The 20,073-nt window shown below is 68.2% G+C and carries 14 protein-coding genes and 3 pseudogenes; 6 read left to right on the forward strand and 11 right to left on the reverse strand.

Annotated features, from left to right (window positions below):
• Window positions 1–58 precede the first annotated feature (58 nt).
• A pseudogene (locus C9F11_RS49350) lies at window positions 59–625 on the forward strand (transposase family protein); the annotation flags it as partial.
• Window positions 626–1,494: 869 nt separating this feature from the next.
• Here C9F11_RS49350 and C9F11_RS50030 read toward each other — a convergent pair.
• The 5 genes and pseudogenes from C9F11_RS50030 to C9F11_RS44875 form a co-directional block, all read right to left on the reverse strand.
• Window positions 1,495–2,421: pseudogene (locus tag C9F11_RS50030) on the reverse strand (recombinase family protein); the annotation flags it as partial.
• Window positions 2,422–2,433: 12 nt separating this feature from the next.
• Window positions 2,434–2,604 (reverse strand): hypothetical protein, encoded by a 171-nt coding sequence (locus tag C9F11_RS49355; protein ID WP_249402348.1) that lies wholly within the window; start codon window positions 2,602–2,604, stop codon window positions 2,434–2,436.
• A gap of 24 nt (window positions 2,605–2,628) precedes the next feature.
• On the reverse strand, window positions 2,629–2,793 hold the full coding sequence (locus C9F11_RS47935) for a hypothetical protein (RefSeq protein ID WP_171076213.1): 165 nt from the start codon (window positions 2,791–2,793) through the stop codon (window positions 2,629–2,631).
• 70 nt (window positions 2,794–2,863) lie between these two features.
• Complete coding sequence (locus tag C9F11_RS44870; protein WP_249402349.1) at window positions 2,864–3,373, reverse strand: helix-turn-helix domain-containing protein; 510 nt, start codon at window positions 3,371–3,373, stop codon at window positions 2,864–2,866.
• A gap of 180 nt (window positions 3,374–3,553) precedes the next feature.
• Window positions 3,554–3,817 carry a DUF5372 family protein gene (locus tag C9F11_RS44875; RefSeq protein WP_249402350.1) on the reverse strand — a complete coding sequence of 88 codons (264 nt, stop codon included), beginning with the start codon at window positions 3,815–3,817 and terminating at the stop codon, window positions 3,554–3,556.
• A 32-nt stretch (window positions 3,818–3,849) separates the two neighbouring features.
• On the opposite strand from C9F11_RS44875, the gene C9F11_RS44880 reads away from it, so the two are divergent.
• The 4 genes and pseudogenes from C9F11_RS44880 to C9F11_RS44895 all read left to right on the forward strand — a co-directional run.
• Window positions 3,850–4,797 (forward strand): hypothetical protein, encoded by a 948-nt coding sequence (locus C9F11_RS44880; protein WP_249402351.1) that lies wholly within the window; start codon window positions 3,850–3,852, stop codon window positions 4,795–4,797.
• A 50-nt stretch (window positions 4,798–4,847) separates the two neighbouring features.
• Complete coding sequence (locus C9F11_RS44885) at window positions 4,848–5,813, forward strand: TniB family NTP-binding protein (protein WP_138968814.1); 966 nt, start codon at window positions 4,848–4,850, stop codon at window positions 5,811–5,813.
• Entirely contained in the window at window positions 5,810–6,736 is a 927-nt protein-coding gene (locus C9F11_RS49825; RefSeq protein ID WP_138968222.1) for a TniQ family protein, read from the forward strand. Before C9F11_RS44885 ends, C9F11_RS49825 begins: the two co-directional genes overlap by 4 nt.
• Before the next feature lie 267 nt (window positions 6,737–7,003).
• Window positions 7,004–7,603, forward strand: a pseudogene (locus tag C9F11_RS44895) (transposase); the annotation flags it as partial.
• A gap of 1,991 nt (window positions 7,604–9,594) precedes the next feature.
• On the opposite strand, the gene C9F11_RS44910 reads toward C9F11_RS44895, so the two are convergent.
• Complete coding sequence (locus tag C9F11_RS44910) at window positions 9,595–9,915, reverse strand: transposase (RefSeq protein WP_138968816.1); 321 nt, start codon at window positions 9,913–9,915, stop codon at window positions 9,595–9,597.
• Window positions 9,916–9,964: 49 nt separating this feature from the next.
• On the opposite strand from C9F11_RS44910, the gene C9F11_RS47940 reads away from it, so the two are divergent.
• Window positions 9,965–10,111 (forward strand): hypothetical protein, encoded by a 147-nt coding sequence (locus C9F11_RS47940; protein WP_171076214.1) that lies wholly within the window; start codon window positions 9,965–9,967, stop codon window positions 10,109–10,111.
• Window positions 10,112–10,459: 348 nt separating this feature from the next.
• Here C9F11_RS47940 and C9F11_RS44915 read toward each other — a convergent pair whose 3' ends face one another.
• The 5 genes from C9F11_RS44915 to fabD all read right to left on the reverse strand — a co-directional run bounded on the left by C9F11_RS44915 (window position 10,460) and on the right by fabD (window position 20,071).
• Window positions 10,460–11,368 carry an IS5 family transposase gene (locus tag C9F11_RS44915; RefSeq protein WP_138967903.1) on the reverse strand — a complete coding sequence of 303 codons (909 nt, stop codon included), beginning with the start codon at window positions 11,366–11,368 and terminating at the stop codon, window positions 10,460–10,462.
• A 15-nt stretch (window positions 11,369–11,383) separates the two neighbouring features.
• The gene (locus tag C9F11_RS44920; protein WP_138967905.1) at window positions 11,384–11,797 is read right to left on the reverse strand and encodes a hypothetical protein; all 414 of its coding nucleotides are present in this window, start codon (window positions 11,795–11,797) and stop codon (window positions 11,384–11,386) included.
• Window positions 11,797–12,738: a DUF6192 family protein gene (locus C9F11_RS44925; protein ID WP_138967907.1), complete on the reverse strand. Its 942-nt coding sequence runs from the start codon at window positions 12,736–12,738 to the stop codon at window positions 11,797–11,799. Before C9F11_RS44925 ends, C9F11_RS44920 begins: the two co-directional genes overlap by 1 nt.
• A gap of 215 nt (window positions 12,739–12,953) precedes the next feature.
• Window positions 12,954–19,214: a type I polyketide synthase gene (locus C9F11_RS44930; RefSeq protein WP_138968226.1), complete on the reverse strand. Its 6,261-nt coding sequence runs from the start codon at window positions 19,212–19,214 to the stop codon at window positions 12,954–12,956.
• Window positions 19,211–20,071: an ACP S-malonyltransferase gene (fabD, locus tag C9F11_RS44935; RefSeq protein WP_138968228.1), complete on the reverse strand. Its 861-nt coding sequence runs from the start codon at window positions 20,069–20,071 to the stop codon at window positions 19,211–19,213. The genes C9F11_RS44930 and fabD overlap by 4 nt, the downstream gene beginning before the upstream one ends.
• Between the last annotated feature and the right edge of the window lie 2 nt (window positions 20,072–20,073).

The following is a 20,073-nucleotide window of genomic DNA, read 5'->3' on the forward strand; positions in this document are numbered from 1 at the left end:
ACCTCAGCTGCTGTTCACCGGTGCTGACCAGGTCGGGGACAAGTACGCGGTGCTGGTGGTGGAGATGCCGTCGCGGGCGACGTTCTACCACCTGTTCGCGAAGCTGTCCGGCGGCGTCCCGGTGACCGGGTCGGCCCGCACCCGCCAGTCCCTGGCCAACCAGCCGGAGGGGCCGTTCCGTTACGAGCAGGTCGCGGCGCCGGGCGAGTTGATGCAGATCGACGCCACCCCGCTGGACGTGCTGGTGCGGCTGGATGAGGGGGTGCCCGGCAGGGTCGAGCTCTGCGGCCTGGTCGATGTCGCCACCCGCACCATCGCCGCCGCGGTCGTGCGGCCGACCATGAAGTCGGTGGACGCCTCGCTGCTGCTGGCCCGTGCTCTGACCCCGGAGACGATGCGGCCCGGCTGGTCTGACGCACTGAAGATGTCCCGCTCGGTCCTGCCGCACCGCAGACTGCTGTCCTTGGACGAGCGGTTGGAGCACGCGGCGGCCCGGCCGGTGATTATCCCGGAGACCATCGTCTGCGACCGGGGCAAGGCGTTCATCTCGGAGAACTTCCGGGCCGCCTGCCGGGCTCTGGAGATCAACTTCCAGCCCTGCCACCCACGCTCGCCCGCGGAGAAACCTCGTGCTTCATACTGCGTCTCTTCCGGTTGATTCGATGGGTGTTGGGGTCTTCGGTGGTCGGCCGACGCGAGGTCGCTGGAGGCCGGGCGGGGCAGGTAGTAGAAGTACTCGCCTTTGTCGTTGGCGACGCGGCCGGTCAGCAGACCGCGGTTGCGCCAGTTCTGGACGGTGCTCAGACAGACTCCGAGCCGGCGGGCGATCTCGCGCAGGCTGGCCATGCCCTGGTCGGCGAGCCGCTGCGGGTGGCTGCGCAGGCCGTAGGCCCGGCGGATGTTCTGGACCATCCGGGGTTGAAGGGGTTGTCCGGTGCCGCTGACGTGGCCCTTGGCGGTAAGGATCGCGGCGATCTGGCCGTCGGTGTGCTCGTCCAGGAGCTGGTCGACGGCGGCGACGACGCCGGGAGGTGTCTGGCGGATCTGCCAGGAGGTGAGGGGGGCCGGCATGGTCAGGGTGTGGGCCTGGCCGCCGCGGAGCCGGACGTGTGCGGTGATCTGCTCGTCATCGCGGACCAGAGTGTCATCGAGTGGTGAGCCGCCTGTGGCTTTGGCCTGTTCGTAGGCGTCGGTGGCGTCGTTCAGCTCGCGCAAGGCGGTGTTCCAGTCGGCCTCCAGGCTCTGGGCGACGAGGCGGTTGTCCGGGTCGACGGCGAGGTAACGGCGGCGGGCGAGGTCGGCCTGGTAGCGGGCGCGGTCGACGCCGGCCTGACGCAGCCGGTCGGCTTCGGCGGCCCGGATGGTGAGTTCTTCAGCGACCGCGAGGGCGGCCTCGATCGCCAGCGGGGTGAGGGCTTCGACCAGGAGGCGTCCCACTGCGGCATCGACGCCGGCGCCGGGGATGCGCTGGCAGATCGAGCCGCCGTATTCGATGCCTTGGGCCTGGCAGTTGTATTCAGGTTCGAGGCCGTGTTTGCGCTGGTGGTAGCGGACGGTCATGCGGTTGCCGCAGATCCCGCAGACCACCGCGCCCTGCAGCAGGGCTGGGCCTTCCCGGGGCGGGCCGGCTTCGCGTTCCTGCCCGTGGGCGGTGCAGTTCGCGGTCAGTTTGGCCTGGTTGGCCCCGTACTTCTCGAAGCTGATGTATCCGACGTGGGCATCGGGGAACAGCGCGAACCACTCGTCACGGGGCAGGAGTTGTGATCCCATCTTGCCGCTCGCGCCCAGTCTGTGGCCGTGGCGGCCATAGACGAAGGCACCCGCATAGCGGGGGTTGTGCAAGATCTGCAGCACCCGCGAGTGCGCGATCGGCGCCCAGACCACGGTGCCTTTATTGGGGCCGGAGGCCAGGCGGCGGGGCAGTTTCAACCCGTCGTGGTTGAAGGACTTGACCACGCCGGTGGCCGAGCCGGTGGTGTCGAACCGCTCGAAGACCAGGGTGATGGCCTTCACGATGGCGGCATCCGGGTCGAGGACGACTTTGTTGGACAGGTCATAGACCAGCCCGATCGGCAGGGGGCTGATCAGCTCCCCGCGCCGGGCCTTGGACAGCTGCCCGCCGCGAAGACGGCCCTTGAGCAGGTGCAACTCGGCCTCGGACATGGTCCCTTTGAGGCCGAGCAACAAACGATCATTGAAGTCGCAGGGGTCATAGAGGCCGTCCTCGTCCAGGATCAGAGTGCCGGCCATGGCGCACAGTTCGAGGAGCCGATGCCAGTCGGTATTGTTCCGCGCGAGCCGGGACACCTCCAGCCCGAGCACGATCCCGGCATGCCCCATGCCGACCTCGGTGACCAGCCGCTGGAAGCCTTCCCGATCCGCCGCCGAAGCCCCGGACTGGCCCTGATCGGTGTCGATCACGATGATCCGGTCCTACGGCCAGCCGAGAGCGACGGCCCGTCCCCTGAGGGCGTACTGCCGCACCGCTGACTCGGTGTTGTTGAGGACCTGCTTGAGCGAACTCTGGCGGACGTACAGGTACGCGTCCCGCGCGAGATGCCCGGCGGTCACTTTGAGCGCGGGGCCGAACAGCACGTCAGTCATCGCTAACTCCGGCGAAAAGGCAGGTCAGGGAGCATGCGCCAGCACCATGGACGCCCAGATGCGGACGACCTCCGGCTCCAGACCACAGACCGCATCCGGCGTCGTGGGCGGCACGGGTGCCCGCGGAACGCGAGGTGACAGGGCCGCGGCGACCGTGAGGAACGCGACCATGCCCTTGTCCACGAGCACGGCCAGCCCGCGGCGATGACCCGCACGCCGTCCGGCTGCCTGGCGCAGCAACTCGTACTCGCCGGCCAGGTCAACAGACCCGGTAGCAGAGCCCGGTCCAGGACCGGGCTCTGGTATCCCCGTCCTCCTGAGCCTCCCGTCGGCGGGCCAGAGCCCGCTCGATCGACCGGGGGTGGACGGTGAACCCGAACTCGGCCTCGACTCGCACCGCCAGAGCCCTGGCACCGGGCACCGGGGCGTCGCGGGTCCACTCCTCGACACGGGTCATGACCGCCTCGGTCAGCTTGCGCGGCCCCTTCGGACCGGGCTTGCCCGGCACCAGTGCCATCGGGCCGCCGGCATCGAGCGCGGCAGCGATCTCGTAGAACGTCTGGCGGCAGTAGCCGAACGCGCGGGCCGCCTCGGCGACCGACACCTTGTCGACCCTCACTCGGCGCACCATCTCGTACTTGACCTGCACCACATCGCGTGGATCGCAGAACGGCGAGGCCAGAAACTCCGCGTCGGTCACCAACTCCGGGCACGGGTTCAGCGACCTGGACGCCGCCAGCGCCGTCACCTTGGGATCCGCTGCTGCCACCACCGTGCCACCTCCCAGTCCGGACTCCTGTCGGCACAATCCCGCCGCCCCACCACCTGGCCAAGCCCTTCAGCACGGCGCATAGGAGCGAAAGCAGCAGGTGCAGCGCGCGCCCGCATGCTCCCCCGACCAGGACGTACGCTATTCCGGCGGGCGGGAGCGGCATCAATCGCCTGACGCTCACGGCGTCAACCCACCGACACCACCAGCGCGGAGCGCATCCACCAGGTCCCCCACCGCCAGCAGATCCACGAGCCGCAACGGGCAACGTCCCGCCGCGATCACCACGACCGGGTCCACCAGGTCGATGTCCGTCCACGCCGCAGGCAGGGACATCACCACCCCGTCCTCGCCTCGGACCGCGACCCGGTCCGCGTCCCAGGCCACACGACGGTCAACGAAAGCGAACTCGCGCCCGAACAACGGATGGAACGGGTGCGTCACCCTCACAACTCCGGGCCGACCGTTCGCATCGGGTGCAGTCGACGACTCGGGACAAGGGCGCCGTGGAACGGACCTTCGGCAGCATCAACACCCTTTTCGCCCAGCACGTCACCGGCTACACCGGCTCCCACATCCTGCAGCGCGGCGAGATGGCGGACGACGAAGCCCGCTTCAGCGTGGCCCAGCTGCAGGAACTGCTGGACGAGTGGATCACCGCGTGCTGGCAGCACCGCCCCCACGACGGGCTGCGCCACCCCCTGCTGCCCAAGAAGGCACTGTCCCCGGGCGAGATGTGGGGAGCGCTGCTGGGCGCGAGCGGCTACGTGCCGCTGCCCCTGACCGGAGCCGACTACACGGAACTGCTGCCGGTGCGCTTCCACCCGGTCACCGGCCGCGGCATCCGCATCAACTACCGCACCTACGATCATGCCGTCCTCAACGAGCACCGCGGACGGCCCTCGCCCACCGGCCCCGGCGGCAAGTGGGAGGTCCACCTCAACCCGCACGACGTCCGCCAGATCTACCTTCGCCTGCCCGACGGACACCTGCACGAGATCCCGTGGATCCACCGCGACCACGTCCACGCGCCCATGAGCGAGACCACCTGGCGCCACCTGCGCGCCACCCTTGAGCAGCGCGCCGAACACGGGGCACACGAAGCCGCCCTCGCCGAGGCCGCCGACCAGATCCTGCGCCACACCCGGCCCACCGCCCCGGCACCCCCCGCACCGCCCTGCGCGACGCCGGGCACACGCGCCGGCAACGCGGTCTTTCAGGCAGCAGGCGGCGAACCGGCGGCGCCGCACCGCACTGCGGCGGGGGCCGCAACGCAGGCGGAGGACAGCCTGGAGGCGCTGGACGCCCGATCCCATGCCGCCCGGGACGACAGGGCCAGCACCGATGCGTCCGGCGCACTCACGCTGCCGGGAAGCGGCGCGCTGACGCTGTACGACGCCGACCAGGAGGCCGAACTGTGGTGATCCCTGCCCGCCCTTCGCTCCCGGACGACGGGGAGGCAGCCACGGGCACGGTGACGACGTTCGACGCCTTCGCCCGGTTCGCCCACGCCGCACCCCCCACGCCGCCGCAGCCGGGCCAGGCACCCCGCTCGGCGGAGGAACGCCTGGCCTACCACTCGCAGTTCGTCACCGTGCGCACCCCGGCCATCGAATCCCTGGCTCGCCAGGTCCGCACCCTGATGATCCTGGGCCAACACCAGCAGGCCACCGCACGGCCATCGCTGATCGTCACCGGTCCGGCCACCACCGGCAAGACCACCGCGCTGCTCCAGGTCGGCCGTACCTGCCACCTGGCCCACACCCGTCGCGCTGCCCCGGGCGACGACCGGGTGCCCGTCGCCTACGTGCTGGTGCCGCCCGGTGCCACCGCCAAGACCCTGGCCGCCGAGTTCGCCCGCTACCTCGGCATCCCCGTGACCGGCCGCATGACCACCGCACAGATCACGACCGCCGTCTGCCACACCTACACCGCGGCCGGCGTCACACTCGTGCTGATCGACGAGATCCACCGGCTCAACCCGCGCACCTCCAGCGGCGCGGAGGCCGCCGACTGGCTCAAGGACCTCACCGAACGTATCGGCGCTACGTTCGTCTACGCGGGCATCGACGTCACCACCAGCGCCGTTTTCAGCGGAGTACGCGGCGCGCAGCTGGCCGGGCGGGCCTCTCTGATCGACTGCGGGGCGCTGCCCGCCCGTGCCGGCCACCGCGAGCTGCTCGCTGCTCTGGAAGGGGCCCTGGACCTCACCGCGCACCGGCCGGGCATCCTGCCCCGGCTGGCGCCCTACCTGCACGAGCGGACCGCCGGACGCATCGGCAGCCTCTCACGCCTGATCCGCCAGGCCGCCATCGAAGCCATCTGCGACGGCACCGAGCGCATCACCAAGACCCTGCTGGACACCATCGCGCTGGACCACCTCGCCGAAGAGCACTACCGGCCCCGCGCCCTGGCCCGCCGTACCCGGCCCGGCCGGTGACCGCCCCCGCCCGGCCCCGCCCCGCACCCGCGGCGCGGCCCCGCACGATGTGGCCCAGCCCGCCCGGCGCGCTGCGCGTACGGCCGCTGCCCCGCGAAACGGCAGCCTCCTACCTCACCCGCCTCGCCGCCGCCTACCACCTCTCCCCCATCCACCTCCTCGACGGGCTCCACATCACCGCCACCGGCACCCCCGCCGCCCCACACGCCACCGAACTCCACTACAGCTGCGAAGCCGCCCGCCGCCTGGCCGCCTTCACCCGCATCCCGCCCGCCCACCTCGACCGCGCCCTGACCCGCCGGCCCCCTCCCGCCGCCATCGCCACCACCCACACCGCCACCGCCCGCTGGCAGCCCCTCGCCCCCGCAGTGCAGCCACTGCCGGCCTGCACCACCTGCCCCCTGCGCCGCCCGCCCCACCACACCACCCCCACCGCGTGGATCCACCCCGCCCCCGGCCTGCCCCGGGCCATGATCTGCCCCCGCCACCAGCAAGCCTCCAGCGACCCCCGACAACGCATCCCCCTCAACATCCGCACCCTGCCCGAGCTCGCCCACGCCCGCCTCACCGCCCGCCGGCCACCCACCACGCCTTCCCTGAGCTGGGCAACCACGATCACCACCCGCTGGTACGACCACCACCAGCACCTCCACAACCGCTGGCGCACCCGCCTCCACCAGCTCGCCACCGCCAATCCCCACCTCACGCACGGCCCCGCCTCCCCCGCCCTGACCTGCCGGAACCTGATCACCTACCCCGAAACCCTCACCCTCGCCACAGCCCTCGACCGCCTCCCCCTCCGCTCCCTGCTGACACACACTCAGCAGGCCGCCTTCCTCCACCACCTCGCCAGCCGCCTCCACCTGCCCCGCCTAGCACCCGCCGACCACGACGTGCTCTGGCAACGCCTCACCACCCGCTGATCCAGCCCGCACCCCACGCCGCTCCAGCCCTCACACAGCCAGCCAGCACCGGTACCTATAGACGCACCAATCCCACTGAGCAAAAGCCACCACCCCGCTCAGCGCGCTGCGCAACATCAAACACCCAGCTCAACCCAGATCCGCCCGGCCGCCCACACTCCGGCCCCACGGAGCCCTGCCCCGCCACAACGAACTAACCGCCCAGTAGAACCGAGCAATACCAGGTCACGACCAAGATCAATAAGCACACCATCAGCTACGCCATAGCCCGAGCGGATGCTCCGCGTCCCCAAATACCGTGCCAGCCTGGTCGATCCCTACCGCGAGCACCTGCGTAAACGCCGGGCCGAGGACCCCGGCGCCCCCGTCAAGCACCTCTTCGAAGAGATCAAAGCCCTCGGCTTCACGGGCTGCCTCAACTTCCTGCACAAGTACATCAACCAAGGCCGCGCGGACGCCGACCGCAGTCATATCTCCCCGCGTCGGCTCGCCCGGATGCTGCTGACCAGGCCCGACAACCTCAAGGCTGAGCAACACGAGCTCCTGGCCAAGCTCACCTCCGCCTGCCCTGAGATGACCCAACTAGCCACCGCTATCAGGGACTTCGCTCCGCTCCTTACGTCACACGCCGAGAACGCCGACGCACTCACGCGCTGGATCACCGAAGTCCGAGCACCCTACCTGCCCCACCTGCACGCCTCCACCCGGGGCCTGGACCGGGACATCGACGCCGTGATCGCCGGACTCACACTTCCGTACAGCAATGGCCCCACCGAGGGCGTCAACACCAAGACGAAACGGATCGCGCGCCAGATGCACGGACGAGCAGGCTTCACCCTGCTTCGCCACCGCATCCTCCTCGGATAGCAGCACGTTCCGTCACCACCGAAAGCGAGACAGGGCCGTTAAATTGACACACCCCGGCGTGGGTCCAGCCGACCGCCATCTCGCCTGACAAAATGCGTGTCAGCGACTCGAAGGCGCTGATCGAGCGGGCAAAGGGGTCAGCACTTACATGCCCGTCATACGGTGTCATCTCCGGGGCTCAGGCCCTGACCTATGGCACGTACCCCCACGCCCCTCAAGCACTCCTGCGCGCCCCCGCCTGGCCAGGCCGCCCACCGGCGGGCTCTTCCGCCTCGCCGGCGTTGGGGTGCACCCCATTCTCAGGAAGGTGGTTGGAGATACGCCCGAAAGGGCCCCGCGGGGCCCTTTCGGGCGTATCTCCTAACGACCAAGAACGGCCCAGAGCGGGGATGGAGGGGCGCAGGGTTCTTGTTCCCGGGTCCCTTGATGCCGCGCTGGTCTCATGAGTTTTCAGTGCTGTTGTATTTTCCCGCAGGGCTGGTGTCGTGCGCGGGGGTGTGCTGTGGTGCGCCGGGTGTGGGGGCTGGCCGGTGTGTGTGGTGTGGCCGGAAACTGTCTGCTGTGATCGGCTGTAAGGGGCCGGGGCTGTCTCTGCGGCCGGTGGGCAGGAAGCAGCACGAAACAGACGAGGCCCCTGCCCCCGCGTCGCCTCCACGGGGCCCGTCCCGCCCTCTGCGCTGTGCCCTGCCCGTTCTGCTTCTGGGAGGTAACTAATCATGAGGCGTCATCCGCGTTCCACCGTGGTCAGAGCGTCACTGGCCGCATTCAGCCTGCTCGGCACCGCCCTGCCCCTGACCCTGGCCACCCCCGCCCACGCGGCCCCCGCCTGTCCCAAGGTCTTTAACAAACCCGGCACCTACGAGTGCACCATGCTCCAGAGCATCGTCTTCTTCACCGTCTCCGTGTACGGCGGGGGCGGGGGCGGGGCCGGAGGCGGAGGCGAGGGGCTCGATTCCTCTGCCGGGGGTGGGGGCGGAGGCGGGCAGGGAGGCAGCGCCTTGTCGAACTGCCGCCAGTCCTTCGGGCCCGGTCAGTCCAGGACGGTCCGCATCACCGTCGGTGGCGGGGGTGCCGGGGCCGGAGGCGGAGTCAGCTCGTGGCCCAGTTCCGGCGCTGGCGTCGGTGGCCGTGCGGGACGGGGAGGCGGCACTTCCGGTTTCGTCTTCGGCGAGGCGACCTTTGCCGCCGTCTCCGCCTCCGGTGGCGGCACGGGTGCCGGAGGCGGAGGCGGCATCCCCGGCTTCACTAACCCCGGGGGTGGTGGTGGCGGCGGCGCGGTCGCCGGCATCCGCGGAACCCTTCTCTCGCCCGGTGTCGGCGGTGCCGGCAGTGGTGGCGGCAACGGCGGCAGCGCACGGAACAGCGGCAGCGGTGCCCCCGGTGGGCTGGGAGGCATTTCCCCCGCCAGCGCCGGTGTCACCCGCTGCTACGGCGCGGACACCACAGGTACCGGTATCGGCAAGCGCGGCAGTGACGGCGCAGGAGGCGGGAACAGCAACGCTGGCGGTAACGGCGGGGCACCGGGCCTGGCACCACCAGCCGAGTGCGGCGCCGTCGGAGGCGGAGGCGGAGGCGGAGGCGGAGGCGGAGTCGGCTACGGCCACACCCCCGGCCCTGGTGGTGCCGGAGCCAGCGGCGGCAGCAACGGCAGCGGTGGCCGTAACAGCGGAAGCGCTCCGGGCAACACCCACGACATCGGCGGAGCAGGCGGGGCTGGTGCGGGCGGCTGCGTCGTCCTGAACTTCTGACAGCCGACGACACCTGGAAGGTCATTCAAAAGTCGGTGGATCCCCGGTAGCTGTCCGCTGAATACAACATCGGTCCCCGCGGCGTAGCCTGTGAGGTGCCGACCACAGCACGCTCGTTCGGGGGGACCGATGCGCTTCCTGAACTCCTCCGGACTCGGAGACTTACGTCCCACCAGGACACCCTTCCCCCGGATCAACAAGATCCATGTCGGAGTGTCCACACCACCGACTTCGCTGGCCAATTCACAAGTCCGGGCTCGTGAGCGCGTGGTGGAGGTGGCTGAGTCGTGAGGTCCAGCTGCCCGCTGGTCGTGTTCCGGTGATCCAGGCGTCGAGTCGGATCGTATGCAGGGCGAGTGCGGTGAAGACATGCTGAAGATGCGTCCGGTCCGCTCCTCGGTAGCGAGCGTGCCGGATGCCGCATCGGCGGGTTGCCTGGGCGATGGTTCCCTCCACTCCAGAACGCTTGGCGTAGGTCGTTCTCCACTCAGCCCGGATCCACCGGTTGGTGTCCGGTCGGGGTGAAGGCCGAGAACGAGAAGATGCCTTGTGGCCTGCGATGATGGGGTTTCTCTAGGACCACATCAGGCAAGAACAGCAAGGCATCTTCCAAGTGCAATCTTCCCATGCTCCGGCGAAGCTCTCCGCCGCGTTCGATGACCCGACCCTGATCGCGCACGGGGGCCTGGAACCGCTGATCCGCCTGGCCGAGCGGAGCGGCTCAAGCCAGCGCCGGACACTGCGGCTGCTGCCGCGGTAGCCGCGTTCCTGGAGCTCGCGGAACAGCCTGCCGCTGTCGGTGCAGCCCTCGTGCCAGCGCATGTTGAGAAGCCGTCCCGCTTCCTCTCTTGATCGTTACTTGGCGTGATTGGTGGGCGGCTGGCTCGTTGATGAAGTCATGAGCGATGTGGGGTTGCGGGAAGCCAGGCTGCCGTGTCAGTCGGACTGTGCATGTTCATGCCTGCCCGATCCGGCCGATATCGGTGAGAAGCACGTCTGTGGGTGCTGGTGTCCGTCGAGAGAGGAAGGCTGTGCCTGCGACGACGCGGAGTTTCTCCAGTACGGATGCCGTTGCTGAGACGTCGTAGTCCCGCGTGGTCCGCGCGGTCTAGCAGATCGGTGACGCGGGGGCGAGACGGACGGTCCAAGGGCGCAGTCTGATCCGCCGCGATCCGGCCGGTGATGGTGGTGGGGGTTTGGGCTCGCGCCAGTCACCCACAGGTTTCGTCAGCCGACGCGTCATCAGGGCCATAACGCTCCAGGCCAGGTGGGCCTCAGAGTGCCGGGGAAGCTTCTCGTAGTCACGGCAGTTTCTCCGGGATCTCATCAGCCACGAAATGCTCCGCTCCACCACCCACCTCTTCGGTAACAACACGAAGCCCTTCGTCCGTGGCCGGTTGACGGTCTTGAGGGTGAGGCGGAGGCGGTCCTTGGCCCAGGTGACGAGTTCGCCGCCGTAGGCCGAGTCGGCCCAGACCAGGGTGACCTCGGGGTGGGCCAGGCGGAGGCGGAAGAGGAAGTCGCGGGCGGCGTGGGCGTCGTGGACGCTGGCTGGGGTGACCATCATCATCACCGGCAGCCCTCGTGTGTCGACGGCCAGGTGGCGTTTGCGGCCCGTCGTCTTCTTCCCGGCGTCGTAGCCGGTCGTCGATCTGGGGACGGTGGCGTCGGCCTTGATGGTCTGGGAGTCGACCACCACGGTCACCGACCGCGGGTTCTTGCCCTCCCGCAACCGCACCTGTTCGTGCAGGACGGCGCAGATCCGGGAGGTGACCCCGGCCGCGTGCCACTTGCTGAACCAGCGGAACACGGTCCGCCAGGGCGGGAAGTCGGCGGGGACCGCGCGCCACTGGCAGCCGGTCCGGTTGACGTAGCGGATGCCGTCCACGACGTCGCGGCGGTCGTAGACCTCGGGATGGCCGCCGGTCGGCAGGCTCGCGGCCGGTGGCGGCAACAGCGGCGCGATCAACTCCCACTCGGCGTCGGTGGTGTCGGAGGGGTAGCGGCGTTCACGCACGCCAGTGCCCTGTTCCTAGCGTTCCATACGGGTGAGGACCTCGAAGGTGGCCTTGGCCCCGCCGAGCTGTTCCAGGGCCAGGCGCACCCACTCGTCCGAGGGCTGGCGGCGCGCGTGCGGAGCGAGAACCTGTTCGATCACGTTGGCGATCCGGTGCAACTGGGTGGCAAAGATCGCCCGCTCGTAGGCGACCCAGATATCCGGGTCCTCCGAGAGCTGGAAGCCCTCAGCTTTCGAGTAGGTCACCGGCGGCAGTCCCTCCTTCGCCGCGACCTTCCGCAGGAACTTGATCCCCGCCCAGACCTGGCACGGGGTCCGTCCCGTCGAACCGCACAGCTGGACCAGGCTGGCCCCGGTCGGCCGTGCCTCCCTCAGCGCCTTGCGCACCGCCTCGCCGTGGACATGGGCGGGGTGCCCCTGCGCGGCCACTACTCGCCCCGCAGCAACGCCGCGAGGGCCTCGTCGAGGTCGGTCTGTCCCGTCGCAACGGCCGTCTCGATCCAGTCGGCCGTTGCCCGTAACTTCTCCAGGACTGACCCGACCTGCCCGTGCTGGCGCTCGGTGAACTCCTGCCCCCTCAGCTTCGGCACCAGCCGCGTCGCGCCCGCGATGAAGCCCTGGCAGACCGCTATCAGGTCCACGAACTCCATCTGGCGGTGCCAGTGGCGCACGACGGTCGCCGGATCGTCGAACCGCTCCTGCCCCTCCCCGCCACCGAGCTCGTCGGCCGCCAGGACGTCCTGGAACTCCTCGTCGAACTCGTCGTCCGCCTCGGCCTGCTCGAACTGCGCCTCGTTCACCATGTAGCGGGCATCGCCGTCCCGCATGGCCACGAACACGACCTCACGGCGTTTGAGGAGATCGACCGCGACCCGGCAGGCGACCGCCTCGTCCTGTACCAGTTCCGTGACCGCCTCGACCTTCTCCTCCACCGTGACCGGCGTCGACGTCTTCCAGCCGACCGCCCGCTTCGCTGCGTCCCCGTCCCACGAGTAGCGCCCCGTCCGCTCGTTCAACGGCGGGTGCGCGATCACCTCGAACGGCTCGTCGGCGGAGGCGAGGATCTTGTGGACCTCCCAGGACACCCCGGCCACCCGATGCTCGGCCGGCCACTTCGCCGCCACCCACCGGTACGTCCGCACAGTCGCCGCCGACAACCCCACGTCCTCCGCGAAGTACTTCAGCGAGTCCTCGACCCGCTGCCCGCCCTCGCCTATCCGCAGGTGACCGCCCCACTCCCGGATCGGCTCGATCTCCAAAGCCGCGTCCCCGAGCGCCCACTGCGCAGCGGACTCGACTTCGACCTGACGGAGCGAGGAGGCCACCAACTCGTGGTAGCGGCTCGCGGCGACGTTCCCGATCACAGCCACGCCGGATCACCACCCCCGGCAGGACAAGGACACGGCCCCACGCCGTCGATACGGAACCCCGTCCCGCCTCTCCCAGCACCGTCCACGCCCACCCGCACAGATCACTAGCAATGACCACAAAAGGCCGATGCGAACACATGATCCGTCAACCGCCTACGGATTCTCACCCACTTCAGACCCCTTGACGACCGGACCGGACAACACCCTCCACCTCGTCACTCCCCGTAGATGCTGGACGGCTTCTCACATGTGGCGAGCACGACCGGCGAGTCCGGGTCTTCTCCAGTCAACTGGGCCTGTAGGAAGCGGGTGACAGCGAGCGGTGTGGGATAGTCGAAGGGCAGGCTCACCGGCAGACGCAAGCCGGTTGCTGCGTTAAGACGGTTACGGAACTCGATCGCAGTGAGAGAGTCCATCCCCAGTTTCTGGAACGTCATATCTGCGGGCACGGCTTCGGTGGACCGATGCCCGAGCACTGTGGAGGCTTCGCTCTGCACCAGGCCCAGCACCACACGTTCTTGCTCCATACCGGCCAGTGCGCGCGCCTTGCCCCAGAGATCGGGCGCTGTCTCACTCCGAGGTGTGTGCGTTCCACTGTGGGAAGGTAGAAAGACGTAGTCGCGTAACACCGGTGGCACCAGCTCCACCCTGGGAGTTTCGCCCAGCGCGGCAGCGTCGAGGCGTAGCGGCACCGTCACCGCATGGTCAAGGAGCAGGCTGCGGTTGACCAAGGCGAGTCCGTCTGCTGTGGGCATTGGTACGATACCGGCCCGCCGGATCCTGCTCATCTCGCCAAGGCCGAGGTGGCTCGTCAGACCGGTGGCTGGCGCCCACAGGCCAGATGCCAGCGACAGCGCAGGAAGTCCGGCTGCCTGGCGGTGGTGGGCCAGGGCATCCAGGAACGCGTTAGCTGCCGCGTAGTTTGCCTGTCCTGCCAGCCCGAGGGTGCCTGCGGCCGAGGACACCAGAATGAACGCGGACAGCTCGTGGTTCCGGGTGAGCTCGTGGAGGTGAAGCGCAGCATCGATCTTCGGCCGCGCCACGGCGTTCATGTGCTGGGGTGTCAGTGCAGTGATCACCCCGTCCTTTAGGACTCCAGCAGCATGGACCACCGCGGTCAGGGGATGTGCCGCCGGGATGGCGGCGAGGACTGCTGCAAGGTCCGCGCGTACAGCGGCATCGCAGGCGACTACGTTCACCTGAGCCCCCAATTCTCGCAATTCACACGCCAGTTTGGTGGCCCCTGGGGCGTCGTGCCCACGGCGGCTGGCCAGTACCAGGTGCCGTATCCCATGGGAGGCGACGAGTTCGCGTGCGATCAGACTGCCGACCACTCCAGTGCCACCGGTGATGAGGACTGTGCCCTGGGGGTCCCATGCTGCGGGCACAGTGAGCACGATCTTGCCGACGTGCCGGGCCTGTGCCATGTATCGGAATGCCTCATGTGCGCGGCGAACATCCCATGTGCGGATGGGAAGAGGCTGGAAAATACCCTGTTCAAACAGGTCGCTGATAGTGGCGAGCATCTGCGCGATGCGCTCTTGTCCAGCATTAGTGATCAGGTCGAATGCTTGGTAGCGAATGCCGGGGGTACACCGGGAAACATGGTCAGGGTCGCGGATGTCGGTCTTGCCCATTTCGATGAACCGGCCGCCCGGTGGTAGTAGCCCCAGGGACGCATCGACGAATTCCCCTGCCAGACAGTTCAGCACCACATCGACTCCACGGTCTTCCGTTGCAGCTAGGAAACGGTCTGCGAAATCGATGCTCCGCGATGAAGCGATGTGGTTGTCGGCCAGGCCACAGGCACGCAGCGCATCCCACTTTGCCGGTTGAGCAGTACCGAACACCTGCGCGCCCAGATGTCGTGCGACTTGGATCGCTGCCATGCCCACACCGCCTGCCGCGGCATGCACCAGCACGGACTCGCCCGGCATGAGGCCAGCAAGGTCCACTAACGCGTAGTAGGCGGTCAAGAACGCCACCGGTACTGAGGCCGCACGCGGGAATGCCCACCCTCCGGGCATCTTTGTGAGCATTCGGTGGCTGGTCACGGCAAGGGGGCCGAATCCTCCCGGCACTAGCCCCATCACCCGGTCGCCTGGCGCGAAGTCGGCGACCTGGCTTCCGACCGCCATCACAATTCCTGCCGCCTCTACCCCCACTTCGGCTTGGCCGGGTGCCAGCCCGAGATGCGCCAGCACATCGCGGAAGTTCAGGCCGGCGGCTCGGACCGCCACTCGTACCTGGTCGGGTGCCAGTGGGCAGTTGGCGTCAGGATGGGCGATGAGAGCTAGCTCGTTCCGGTTGTCGTGGGCGGTGATTGCCAGTCGCCATGGGGAAGTCACTGTCGTCCTGGCTGGAGGCGCAAGCACCCCCTCTGGAGTGATCGGCCGCAGGCGCGGCACTGCCGGAGTGCCGGTGCGGATGGCCAGTTGCGGCTCGCCGGTGGCTACGGCGTCTGGAATGGCGGCATAGGATGTGTCGGCTGTGTCCACGTCCACGAGGACGAAGCGGTCAGGATGTTCCGCCTGGATGGAACGCACCAGCCCCCACACTGCTGCATTGGTGAGGTCCTGCACGTCCTCACCGGGTGTCGCGGCCACCGCCCGGCAGGTGACGATCACCAGGCGGGTAGCCGCAGTCTGGTCTGCGGCCAGCCAGTCCTGCAGTTGATGGACTACTTCGTTGACCTCGGCGCGGACATGCTCGGGTGCAGTCAAGCCAGTAGCCGAGCGCAGCCACAACACGGTTTGAGGGCCGGGGGTGTTCTGCGCGGTGTCCCGATTTAGGCTCTCGAGATCCGGGTACCTTGGGTGGCCTGGTAGCCCGGGGGACCGGTCAGTGCCGACAATCGCTAACTGCCCGATCGGGGTGATTGTGGATGGGGGCACAGGGCACCAGCAGACGTGGAGCAGTGCTCCATCCCCGACTACGGACCGCAGGTGATCGGGTGCGACCGTCCGGAGCACGAGGGAGTCCGCGCTGAGTACGGTCTGGTCGGTGTCGTCGGTCACCACCACTGACACGCAGTTCCCATCGATCGCACGCAGGCGGGCCCGCAGAGTGCGGGTGCGCGGTGTGCGGATGCTCACCCCGCTCCATGCCTGGGGCAGGAGCAGCGATCTGGCTGCCTGATGACCGGGCAGCAGTTGTCCGGCGAAAATCGCCTGAAACAGTGCGTCGAGCGCGGCGGGATGCCCGGTGAACCAGGGAACGGAGGCTGATCCTGCTTCCGCTACGGTGACCTCGGCCAGGAACTCCTCACCGAGCCGCCACACTGCCCGAAGGCTGCGGAATGAGGGACCGTAGTTGAGGCCCTTGTCGTTCAGTCGCTGGTACAAGCCCTCCAAGGCCACGGGTTCCGCCCCGCTGGGCGGCCAGTGAGTGACTGCCACCGCCTGCCCGGGCGTGTCCACCTCTGGGCCGAGGAGGCCCGTGGCGTTCTGGCGCCAGCTCTCATCGCCCGGGTCTCCCTGGCGTCGGGACTGGACTGTGAGCCTCCGATGTGCGGTGTCGTCGGCAGCTGCAACGATTACCCGCAGCTCCGTCTTCTCTTCTGCCAGCAAGGCCAGGGGCGTCTCCAGGGTGAGTTCTTCCACTCGCAGATACCCGGTATGACTGCCGGCCAGGGCAGCCATCTCCAGGAGCGCTGTGCCGGGCAACAGCGGGGTTCCTAGCACGGCATGATCTGCCAGCCATGGCTGGATGTGCAGGGACAGCACTCCCGTGAACATAACTTCGCCGGTCTCGGGATGTTTGTCGACGGCGGTGAGGAAGGGATGATGCAGTGCCTTCGGCCCGGCTGGAATCGGAGGTGTACCGCTGGGTTCCAGCCAGTACCGCTTACGTTGGAAGGCGTAGGTAGGCAGCTCGGTCAGTTGTGCTCCTGTACCAGCGAAGACTGAGATCCAATCAACTGCGACACCGTGTGAGTGGGCCGCAGCCACGGCCTGGAGAAACCGGTCGCCCTCGTGGCGGTGGAGAGTTTCGATGACCGACGCATCGGCATCGAACTCGGCCGCGGTCTGCTCGATTCCCAGGACAAGCGTCGGATGAGGGCTGATCTCGATGAAGTGCCGATGCCCCCGTGCCACAAGTGCCCGCACGGCCGGGGCGAACCGCACACGCTGGCGAAGATTGCGATACCAGTAGTCAGCATTGAGTTCGGCCATGTCCAGCAGTTGTCCAGTCACCGTGGACATGAAGGGAACGTCACCGGTGCGCGGAGCGAGGTTGGTGAGTCCCGCCAGAAGCGGGGTGCGGAGCACATCTACCCCGGCCGAGTGCGCGGCGTAGTCTACCGGAATCCGTCCTGCGTGCAGGTTCGCTGCGGTGCATTCGGCGATCAGCGCGTCCACCACCTGCGTATCCCCTGAGACCACCGTGATCGCGGTGCCATTATCGGCGGCGATAGTTGCGCGCCCATCCCATTTGCGTAGACGCCTCTCCACTTCATCCAACGGCGCGGAGATTGCAGCCATACCTCCTTGACCACAGCATCTCCGGAGCTCCCTGCTGCGCACGGCCACGACACGTGCAGCATCCCGCAAAGTGAGCCCGCCAGCGACATAGGCGGCGGCGATCTCGCCTTGAGAGTGCCCGACGACAGCGGCGGGCAGGACGCCATACGCTCGCCAGACGGCAGCCAGGGACGTCATCACCGCAAACAAGGCGGGTTGGAGGAGATCCACGCGGTTCCACCGAACGCCATGTGACGATCCGCTGACCACGTCGAGTAGTGACTCCTCGAGCCATGGCTCGAACACCTCGGCACAATGTTGCATGTGCTCAGCGAATACAGGGCAGGAGGCCATCAGCGCGCGGCCCATGCCGCGCCACTGTCCACCCTGGCCTGGGAAGACGAACACGACGCCGTCTGCATCTTGAGTTTTTGACGGTGTCTGTGTTACCTCCTGGCTGATGAACCGATCCAGCTGATGAGCCAAGCCTGCCGCGTCGGCAGCGACCACGGCACCGCGGTGCCCGAACGCGGTGCGGGATGTCGCCAGTGAAAGTCCGACGTCAGCTAGGTGTAGGTCAGGCTGGTCGCGTAGGAGACCTCGCAGCCGCACCGCCTGCCCACGCAGAGCAGACGGTGTCCTGCCGGAGAATACCCACGGCACGGGCTGGCTGGGGACGGTGCGAGGTCGGTTCGCCGGTCGCCGCATCACCGGAGCCTGCTCCAGGATGACGTGGGCGTTCGTGCCGCTGATGCCAAACCCTGACACCCCTGCCCGGCGCGGTGACTGAGTGTGCGGCCACTCGATGGCATCCCTCAGCAACCGGACAGCGCCCGTATTCCAGTCGACCGAGTATGAGGGTTCTTCCACGTGCAGCGTGCGGGGAAGAACACCGCGTCGGAGGGCCTCGACCATTTTGATCACCCCAGCAACGCCGGCAGCAGTGGCGGTGTGCCCGATGTTCGACTTCAGCGAACCCAGCCACAGAGGGTGATCGGCGCGCCGCCCCTGCCCATATGTGGCGAGCAAGGCCTCTGCTTCGACGGGATCCCCCGTCTGGGTGCCCGTTCCGTGAGCCTCTACGGCATCCACCTCAGTGGCCCTGAGCTGAGCGTGAGCAAGCGCCCGCCGGATAACCTGCTGTTGCCCCCAACTGCTGGGCGCAGTCAAGCTACTCCGCCCCCCGTCGTGGTTGACTGCAGACCCCCGCACGAGAGCCAGCACGGGATGGCCCTGCCTGCGGGCCTCGGCCAGAGGCTCCAGCAAGAGCACCCCGGCGCCCTCACTGAGCCCCATGCCGTCAGCAACGGCCGAGAACGCCTTGCACCGTCCGTCCGGTGACAACCCGCCGAGCCGGGTGAACTCAATGAAGTAGTCGGCGGTCGACATCACTGCGACCCCGCCTACCAAAGCTAACGGGCACTCACCGGCGCGCAGGGACTGGCAGGCCAGATGAAGAGCCACCAGCGACGCGGAGCATGCCGTGTCGACAGTGACTGCTGGCCCGGCAAGGCCTAGGACGTGGGCAATACGGCCGGAGCTGACACTCCCCATGTTCCCCGTCACCCAGTGGCCGTGGATATCCGGGCCGGTACCGCGCAACCGTGCCACGTAGTCCTGGTATGCCGTGGCCACAAAGACGCCGGTGGAGCTGTCCCGCAGGTCAGCGGGAAGAATGCCTGCCCGTTCCACAGCCTCCCACGAGGTCTCCAGTAGGAGACGTTGCTGGGGGTCCATGGCCAGTGCCTCACGAGGTGAGATGCCAAAGAACCCGGGGTCGAAGTCTGCCGCGTGGCGGAGGAACCCACCATAACGGGTACATGACCGCGGCTCACCCCTGATATCGAGAGCCGTGAGTGAGGCCAGGTCCCACCCGCGGTCAGCCGGGAAGGGCGTGATGGCGTCCTGCCCAGTCCGCGTGAGTTCCCAGAGCTCGTCAGGGGTCCACACGTCACCGGGGAACCGGCAGGCCATGCTCACGATCGCGATGGGGCTGTATGGCGGCGCGGTCATGACTTCTCCTCCTCGCGGTCGGCCCGGATGTGCCGGATCATGCTGGTGAGAACGGTGGACTCGCCCACTTCGACGAACTCGGCCGCGCCCTCGTCGAGAACGGCGGTTACGCACTCCTGCCAGCGCACAGCCTGAGTGAGGTGGCTGACCAGCAAACGTGCGGTATCTGCGGCTCTGTGGGGCCGTGCGGTGCAGTTGGACCATACGGGAAATGCCGGCTCAGCAAAGGTGAGACCGTCCAACACATCCTGGAACTCCTGGGCAGCCGCCCGCATGTAGCGTGAGTGGAACGGACCGTTGATCGCGAGCCTTGTTACCACCTTGGCCCCCGCCGCCGTTAGTACCCGTGCCGCAGCTGACAGCTCCGCCTCGGGGCCGGCCAGCACCTGGTGCCGCCGCGAGTTGAGATTGGCGATATCGACACCGTTAAGGCTCGCTTGTTGCAGGAGAGTCTGCAGTTGCTCAGTGGTCGGCCCGACGACGGCGAGCATGCCGCCGTCCGTGCAGGTGGCCGTGGCCGCAGCGCGGTCGCGCACCAGGCACAGCCCGGTCACGAAGTTGAAGACGCCTGCTGCTTCCAAGGCGTTGTACTCGCCGAGGCTGTGGCCCAGCGCACCGGCTGGCACACGGTCACGGCGCCGCGACCGCCAGGCGAGCGCGTTCGCGACGTAGACCGCAGGCTGGGTGAAGCGTGTGTCGGCGAGCTTTTCGGGTGGCCCTTGCACGCATAGGGTGCGGATCGAATAGCCCAGGACCTCGCTGGCCACAGCTGCTATCTCGGGAAACCGGTCGAACAGGTCTGCGCACATGCCGACACGTTGTACCCCCTGGCCCGGGAAGCAATAGACGGTCCGCATCC

This window comes from Streptomyces sp. YIM 121038 (assembly GCF_006088715.1).
In the GTDB taxonomy this organism is placed as follows: Bacteria; Actinomycetota; Actinomycetes; order Streptomycetales; family Streptomycetaceae; genus Streptomyces.

Bases quoted from the DNA above. Each gene is read 5' to 3' on its own strand.
- fabD (WP_138968228.1), bottom strand. From the start codon at position 20,071: ATGCGGACCGTCTATTGCTTCCCGGGCCAGGGGGTACAACGTGTCGGC.
- C9F11_RS49355 (WP_249402348.1), bottom strand. From the start codon at position 2,604: ATGACTGACGTGCTGTTCGGCCCCGCGCTCAAAGTGACCGCCGGGCAT.
- C9F11_RS44930 (WP_138968226.1), bottom strand. From the start codon at position 19,214: ATGACCGCGCCGCCATACAGCCCCATCGCGATCGTGAGCATGGCCTGC.